The organism is Vibrio sp. YT-19(2023) (genome assembly GCF_033337395.1).
Genome location: NZ_JAWOQN010000033.1, coordinates 42,367 through 49,147 on the forward strand (window position 1 = coordinate 42,367; position 6,781 = coordinate 49,147).

7 protein-coding genes and 1 pseudogene are annotated in these 6,781 nt (G+C 44.6%); 5 read left to right on the plus strand and 3 right to left on the minus strand.

Annotation, left to right across the window (positions count from 1 at the left end; all coding sequences use genetic code 11):
- The 5 genes from vscS to R7E78_RS19800 all read left to right on the plus strand — a co-directional run bounded on the left by vscS (nt 1) and on the right by R7E78_RS19800 (nt 3,936).
- On the plus strand, nt 1-267 hold the full coding sequence (gene vscS, locus R7E78_RS19780) for a SctS family type III secretion system export apparatus subunit VscS (RefSeq protein ID WP_005377227.1): 267 nt from the start codon (nt 1-3) through the stop codon (nt 265-267).
- On the plus strand, nt 264-1,049 hold the full coding sequence (gene sctT / locus R7E78_RS19785; RefSeq protein WP_318058174.1) for a type III secretion system export apparatus subunit SctT: 786 nt from the start codon (nt 264-266) through the stop codon (nt 1,047-1,049). Before vscS ends, sctT begins: the two co-directional genes overlap by 4 nt.
- A 15-nt stretch (nt 1,050-1,064) precedes the next feature.
- The gene (gene vscU, locus R7E78_RS19790; RefSeq protein ID WP_005387129.1) at nt 1,065-2,114 is read left to right on the plus strand and encodes a SctU family type III secretion system export apparatus subunit VscU; all 1,050 of its coding nucleotides are present in this window, start codon (nt 1,065-1,067) and stop codon (nt 2,112-2,114) included.
- Between the two features lie 102 nt (nt 2,115-2,216).
- On the plus strand, nt 2,217-2,927 hold the full coding sequence (locus R7E78_RS19795; protein ID WP_318058175.1) for an AraC family transcriptional regulator: 711 nt from the start codon (nt 2,217-2,219) through the stop codon (nt 2,925-2,927).
- Between the two features lie 106 nt (nt 2,928-3,033).
- Nucleotides 3,034-3,936, plus strand: a complete 903-nt coding sequence (locus tag R7E78_RS19800) for a DMT family transporter (protein ID WP_411913761.1) — start codon at nt 3,034-3,036, stop codon at nt 3,934-3,936.
- Between the two features lie 89 nt (nt 3,937-4,025).
- Here R7E78_RS19800 and R7E78_RS19805 read toward each other — a convergent pair whose 3' ends face one another.
- The 3 genes and pseudogenes from R7E78_RS19805 to R7E78_RS19815 all read right to left on the minus strand — a co-directional run.
- Nucleotides 4,026-5,504, minus strand: coding sequence for a CesT family type III secretion system chaperone (locus tag R7E78_RS19805; RefSeq protein WP_318058176.1), 1,479 nt, complete (start codon nt 5,502-5,504; stop codon nt 4,026-4,028).
- A gap of 9 nt (nt 5,505-5,513) precedes the next feature.
- Nucleotides 5,514-5,972 carry a CesT family type III secretion system chaperone gene (locus R7E78_RS19810; RefSeq protein ID WP_206958222.1) on the minus strand — a complete coding sequence of 153 codons (459 nt, stop codon included), beginning with the start codon at nt 5,970-5,972 and terminating at the stop codon, nt 5,514-5,516.
- A gap of 230 nt (nt 5,973-6,202) precedes the next feature.
- Nucleotides 6,203-6,700: pseudogene (locus R7E78_RS19815) on the minus strand (hypothetical protein); the annotation flags it as partial.
- Nucleotides 6,701-6,781: the final 81 nt, after the last annotated feature.

The following is a 6,781-nucleotide window of genomic DNA, read 5'->3' on the forward strand; positions in this document are numbered from 1 at the left end:
ATGCATTCTGCTGAAATCATTCATTTCACGACTCAAGCATTAACCCTAGTGTTGTACTTGTCATTACCGCCGATTTTAGTCGCAGCATTGGTTGGTACATTGGTGTCGCTTATTCAGGCGTTAACTCAGGTCCAAGAACAAACGTTAGGCTTTGTGGTCAAGCTTATCGCGGTCATTATTACGCTGTTCGTCACAACGCAATGGCTAGGGGCAGAGCTCCACGCCTTCGCCTCGCTTGCTATGGATAAAATTCCTCAAATACGATGAGTTATCACGACTTACACCAGGCTTTATTTTTGTACAGCCTGACGTTACCTCGGTTAATGGCATGCTTCATCTTTTTGCCTATTTTGAGCAAGCAAATGTTAGGCGGCACCATGGTGAGAAATGGTGTGCTTTGCTCACTCGCACTGTTTATATTTCCGATGATTAATCAGCAAAGCTTGCCCGCAGAAACCGACGGCATTTGGCTGATAATGATTTTGGGTAAGGAGATATTAATTGGGCTATTGATAGGGTTTGTTGCTGCTATCCCTTTTTGGGCGATAGAAGCGGCCGGTTTTCTGGTCGACAACCAACGTGGGGCTGCCATGGCAAGTATGTTTAACCCAACGCTAGGCTCACAATCCACACCAACAGCGGTATTACTGACCCAAACGTTGATTACCCTGTTCTTCTCTGGCGGGGGCTTTGTCACTTTTATCTATGCGTTATTCAAAAGCTATACATCTTGGCCGATCGTGGACTTTTTCCCAACCGTTAGCGACGCATGGGTGAGCTTCTTCTACGCGCAATTTGAACAGCTTATGTGGCTTGGTGTGTTGATGTCCGCTCCACTAGTGTTGGCAATGTTTCTTGCTGAGTTTGGTCTGGCGCTTATCAGTCGTTTTGCACCGCAATTGAATGTTTTTTTCCTTGCCATGCCAATAAAAAGTGCCATCGCGAGTGTTTTACTGATCATGTATCTCGGAATAATGATGGATCACTTTGAAGTACAGTTTTACGGTATTACCCGATTCGCAGAACAACTCAATACCATTTGGCAATAACGCTTAGGATTCTTTATGAGTGCAGAAAAAACTGAGCAACCCACCGCAAAAAAGTTACGCGATGCTCGACAGAAAGGTCAGGTTGCCAAAAGCCAAGAAATCGTATCGTCTGCATTAATTTTGGCGCTCATAATTGTACTGTTTGCGTTCGCCGATTATTACATGTCGCACATCTCAGCGCTTATTCTCCTACCAAGTAAGCTTGCTTATCAGGGTTTCCAAGATGCGCTAGTCGATGTCGCTATCGCCATCGCAAAAGAAATTGCCTATCTACTCGCTCCGATTATTCTGGTTGCTGCACTCGTCGCCATCTTTTCCAATATGGGGCAGTTCGGGTTCCTATTTAGTGGTGAATCCGTTAAACCCGACATCAAAAAGATCAATCCCGTCGAAGGTGCCAAACGCATTTTTTCCCTCAAGAGTGTGATTGAGTTTATCAAGTCGATCCTTAAAGTCTCTCTTCTTTCCTGCATTATCTGGGTGACATTACGCGGTAACATCAACGCTTTAATGCAAATTCCAACTTGTGGGCTAGAATGTGTCCCGACCATTACTGGCGTCATGATTAAACAATTAATGATTATCTCTTCGGTAGGCTTCATCGTCATCGCTGCCGCAGATTTTGCGTACCAGAAGTTTGATCACACGAAAAAGCTCAAAATGAGCAAGGACGAAGTGAAGCGCGAATACAAAGAGATGGAAGGCAGTCCAGAAATAAAAAGCAAACGTCGTCAGTTACACCAAGAGCTACAAGCCTCTAATCAACGTGAAAACGTTAAACGTTCTAATGTATTAGTTACAAACCCAACACATATCGCGGTTGGCCTTTATTACAAGAAAGGCGAAACGCCCCTGCCCGTCATCACTTTGATGGAAACCGATGCGGTAGCCAAACGTATGGTCGCAATCGCTAAAGAGGAAGGCGTGCCTGTGATGCAAAAAGTCCCTCTTGCTCGTGCACTATACGCCGACGGTAACGTCGACCAGTACATCCCAAGCGATCTTATTGAGGCAACTGCGGAAGTGCTTCGTTGGTTGGCTTCGTTAGAGTCCGAGGCGGACTAACAAACCACACCCCATTCAAGATCTGGGCTTACAACTGCCCAGCTTTCAACCTCGATACTTTCAACGCTATAATGCGGTATCCTTTAACTGTATGTTGTTTTTATGAAATCTAGCTTAAGCATTCGCTCCTACACGAAACGTATGAGCCGACATACTCATAGTGATTATCATCAACTGGTGCTTCCTCTCCAGGGCAACATACATATTGATATGGATAGCTATGTCGGAAAGGTGGCGGTTGGCGACTGCATAGTCATCCCCAAAAGTTGTGATCACGGGTTTAATGCCGAAGAGTCATCACGCTTTATTGTTGCGGATATGACCACTTTGCCCACTCATTTGATGGATAATAGTGTGGCTGTGTTTTCGATTAGCCCGCCTCTACTGAGCTTTATCCAGTTTGTCGAAAAGCAACTTGAGTATCAGGTTAATGATGAAATTGAAAACTCAATGGTTGCAACCTTCTATCTGTTGCTGGAGCAGCAAAAGCGGTCTCGCTCCGTGGATTTGCGTATTCGAGATGTACAGGTTGTGATCGCGGAGCAGCTTGATCAGCCACTCACCATTGCCTCATTAGCGAATGCCGCTTGCTTGAGTCCGACGCAGTTTAAAAAGCTTTTTAAAGAGCAGCTAAAAGTGAGCGTCCATAAGTACATTACACTACAACGTATGGAAAAAGCCAAAGCACTACTGACTCATACAGACCTTCCAGTTCAGTTGATAGCTGAACGAGTTGGTTATAGTGACCTTTCCGCGTTTAGTCGACGGTTTTCAATGCATTTTGGTATGTCTCCTAGAGAGTTTTCCCGATAGTCACTAAAATAGTCTTCTGGAACAAGTATTCCGTCTTTTCAGCACAAAAATCTCTATCGCTTTCTTTTATTCTTTCTACCCTAAAACAGCCATTCACTAGGTAGAAATTACAGTGTTAAAAAAACATTTCACCGACTATCAATTAGGAACTTTATCCATACTTTTTGCTTCAACCCTGTGGGGAACGACGGGCACCGCTGCCAGCTTGGCACCGGATGTCAGTGCTCTCGCCATTGGCGCATTTTCTATGGGTATTGGTGGGTTTATGCAAGCATGTCTATCTGCGAAGTCACTGAAGAGAGATTTTCGAAAAGTCGTACATAAGAAGAAAACGTTACTGATTAGTATTATCGCCTTAGCCACCTACCCACTGGCTTTTTATTCATCAATGCGATTCGCTGGTGTGGCTATTGGTACGGTTATTTCTATCTCCACTGCTCCTTTCTTTTCTGCTTTGTTAGAGTGTCTCTTTAGCCGAAATCAGACCATAACCAAGCGCTGGATGATGAGTTTCGCAATCGGGGTCATTGGCATTACCTTGTTGCTGGCTTCTGAGTCATCCGCAAATAGCTTATTTGATCATGATATGAAGCATTGGGGTGTATTACTTGGCCTATTGGCAGGTTTGACGTACGCCATTTACTCATGGGGAGTAAAGGCTATGATTGACCACGGCATTGAATCGCAAACGGCCATGGGAAGTGTTTTTGGTATTGGTGGAGTTTTGCTTCTACCAACACTTTTCATCACGGGTGATAATCTATTTGCATCGTCAACTAATACGACGGTCATGCTCTACATGGCCTTGATTCCAATGGGGTTAGGTTACGTCGCTTTTGGGTTTGGGTTACGATTTGTTACAGCCAGTGGAGCTAGCATACTCACGCTATTTGAACCTGTTATCGCAGCAGCACTAGCAGTTGCGATTGTTGGGGAAGAAATTTCTTTCATTGGTTGGGTTGGTATAACGTTGACACTTGTGTGTTTGTTTCTTCAGTCGAAAAGTTAAATTCAACCGATATTAGCCAGCCCCAAAAAGGAACGCTGACGGTAGATAAAGTAAGGAGCAGCACCTACTCCCTACTTTACCATTTGAAATTACACCCAGCCTTCTGCCAAGTACATCAATCGCAATTGACTTGGTGAGCCTAATTTTTCTAGCGCATCTAACTGGACGTCACTCAGGTTTGGGCATTTATCAAGATAAACTCGTCCGTTTGCTGCATCTAGGGGGAGCTTGTAGGTGAGCTTTTCGTTGATTTTACTTGCTTCCCCTTTATCAATCGCTCGAACAGCTGGCATGAGCCAATCCCAATCTTCTCCTAACAGTTTTTTAAACGCCCCGTTAGCAATAGACTCGGTTTTACTTGGTGCATCCTCTGGGCTTAGCTTCAAGATAGAGTCTACGTCAGGAACCAAGTGCTCACTTGGCTCTGAACCCAACATCTTTTTCAGTGTTAATCGCGCGGCTTCCATCTCTTGTGCCTCTTTAGGCGCTTGAGGAGAAGTCATTGCAGTATTCTCCTTAGGACCAAGGTACGCCATTAATGCGCGGACAGAAGCCGGATCTTGCATACTGAAGGTAAAGTCTCCTTTTGCATTGGAAACTTCAAGTCTAGGTAAAACACCAGACATTTCACCTTGCATAAGTTGCTCTTTTACTTCCGTATTTAACCCGTATGCCCCAGCTTGGTTCGCCACAAAACCACCGCCGCTCATGATAGCAGTCGTTGCCGCAGAACCGATTGCCTCTTTTGCTATCGGTGTGACGCCCACCGTTGCTACAGAGCTAACACCGAACGTGCCCAGGCTCCCCGTCGCCATACCTAACGTAGCTCCAATGCCACCTTCAGCCGACAGTATCGCATGACCTTGAGCCAAGGTTTGCTGCATCGGCATAGAAAGACGTTGATCTCGCCCTGGCAGCTGTGAAATTTGTTCTAACTGATGATGGTAAGCCTCAGCATCACCATTTACGGCCGCTTTGTGCAACTCTCGACCTGTAGAAATCAATAAGCCAACGCCAGGTAATGCCAAGTTAATAACGGCGTTAACACCAGAACCTTTTAGCTTTTCTTTGCCCATCTGTAGCAGTTCAGCAGCGAAGCCATCCATTTTTCCTGGATACTGGGCTTCTAAACTCACCTGCATACGCGGATCTTTGCTGATCGAATCAAACGTATTTTTAAGCTGCTGGTACGTATCGCTGCTCACTTTTATTTCATCCAATAGGCTGACAACTTCTAAGATTTTACGCTCAGTAAGTGGCTCACCGCGATAGCCTGAAGGACTCACTAGGGAGTAAGCCAACAGCGCAACCTCAGGTTTTTCTTGCTTAAGTAGCGCCTGCTTTAAATCAAGGTGAGTTTTGATGTTTTCTTGGAAAAACTTAGTGTATTTGCTTCTCAATACGCCTTCGTGAATAGAAACAAACTTATGACCTTTGTGGAATGTGGAAGGTTCTTTTACTTCACCTCTTTTACTGATCACTCGGTCATCTTTTTGCGCAGCAACTGCACGAAACTGTTCTAGATCAGGTACTGGGCTTTGGCTGATTTTTTGTGTTGTATTAACCATTTTTCTCTCCTACACACGAAGTGATTGAACATGAGCTTGTTCATGATTAGAGGTGGTTGGAATCGCTTGATCCAACATTGCGAAACGCGCTTGCCACAGCTCGGTCTGTTCAATAACTTCGTGAAACCAAGCGGTAAGGTTCGTCGTATTTAGATGCTCAACGGGTTTACGTCCTGCTAAGACAAGCTGTCGACCATTTGGAGCTAAAGCAAGTGCGAGGTTGCCACTACCAATTCCTTGATAGTTAGCATGAGCAAGAAGCTCTAAACCTTTTAGTCGTTGTTCACCGGATTTTTCTAACCCTCCGAACGTTACAGACAACATCAAATCATCCGTATCTGTCGCGATGAAATACAACATGTAGCGATCATCGACCAGTAGCTGACAACGTTCATTTTCTTCAAAATTCAGTTCGGGCAACTCATTGAGTTGGCAAAACTCCAAGAGCAGTTGTTGAATCGTGTTCATAACTTTTTCCTTTTGTTTCAATAACTCTATTGAACAACGATTGCAGATTGAACGATGTCGGTAATGGCTTTATTTTTGTCACTTTTTCGCCTTCATTGTGAGGTTTTCCGCAGAAATCTCGCTCTAAAATCGAGTTGCCAGAGTAATAAAAAAGAGCAGCTCAGAGCTGCTCTTTCAATAAAGGTTAGATGCTTAGCATGGTGTATTTGCTCACTTCTTTTGCAGATTGACTAACCCAGTTTATGGCTATCAAAAATGACTTCTGTTGGCGGGAACATATTCGAAACAGGTGGTCGTTGTGCATCTCCAAACATTGGTGCACCGAATGCAGATGTCGCCCACGGGTCAACAATTTTCACATCCTTACTCCACGTTGATGGATCTTTTATGTCGCTCCCCTCTTGTCGACCAACCAATACATAAAGGTGTGTACCTGAATGACCCTTTTTAAACGCAACCACTTCTACTTTGGGTTCACTTTCAGGTGTTCCTGACATGCCTTGAATCATCTCAGCGGCGGCAGCAAAGGCAAATGTAGTACAGCAGCCGGCTTTCGCGGTTTGTACTGCCTTAGCAATGTTCTGTAGAGTGCTTAATTGCGGTGCGGTTCCTCTTTGTGCTGCAGCTTGAACTCCGTTTGCGGACATCGTCGCTCTGTGATCTTGCATGATTCGCGCTTGATCCGCGTGAAGCTCTTTTAGTCGTGGCTTTCCTTTTGTTTCATAAAAAAAGTACATGTAACTAAAAGTTAGATTAGAAAGTTAGAAAACCATGTAGCGATAAGGCTTACATGCCGATAATCTAACTTT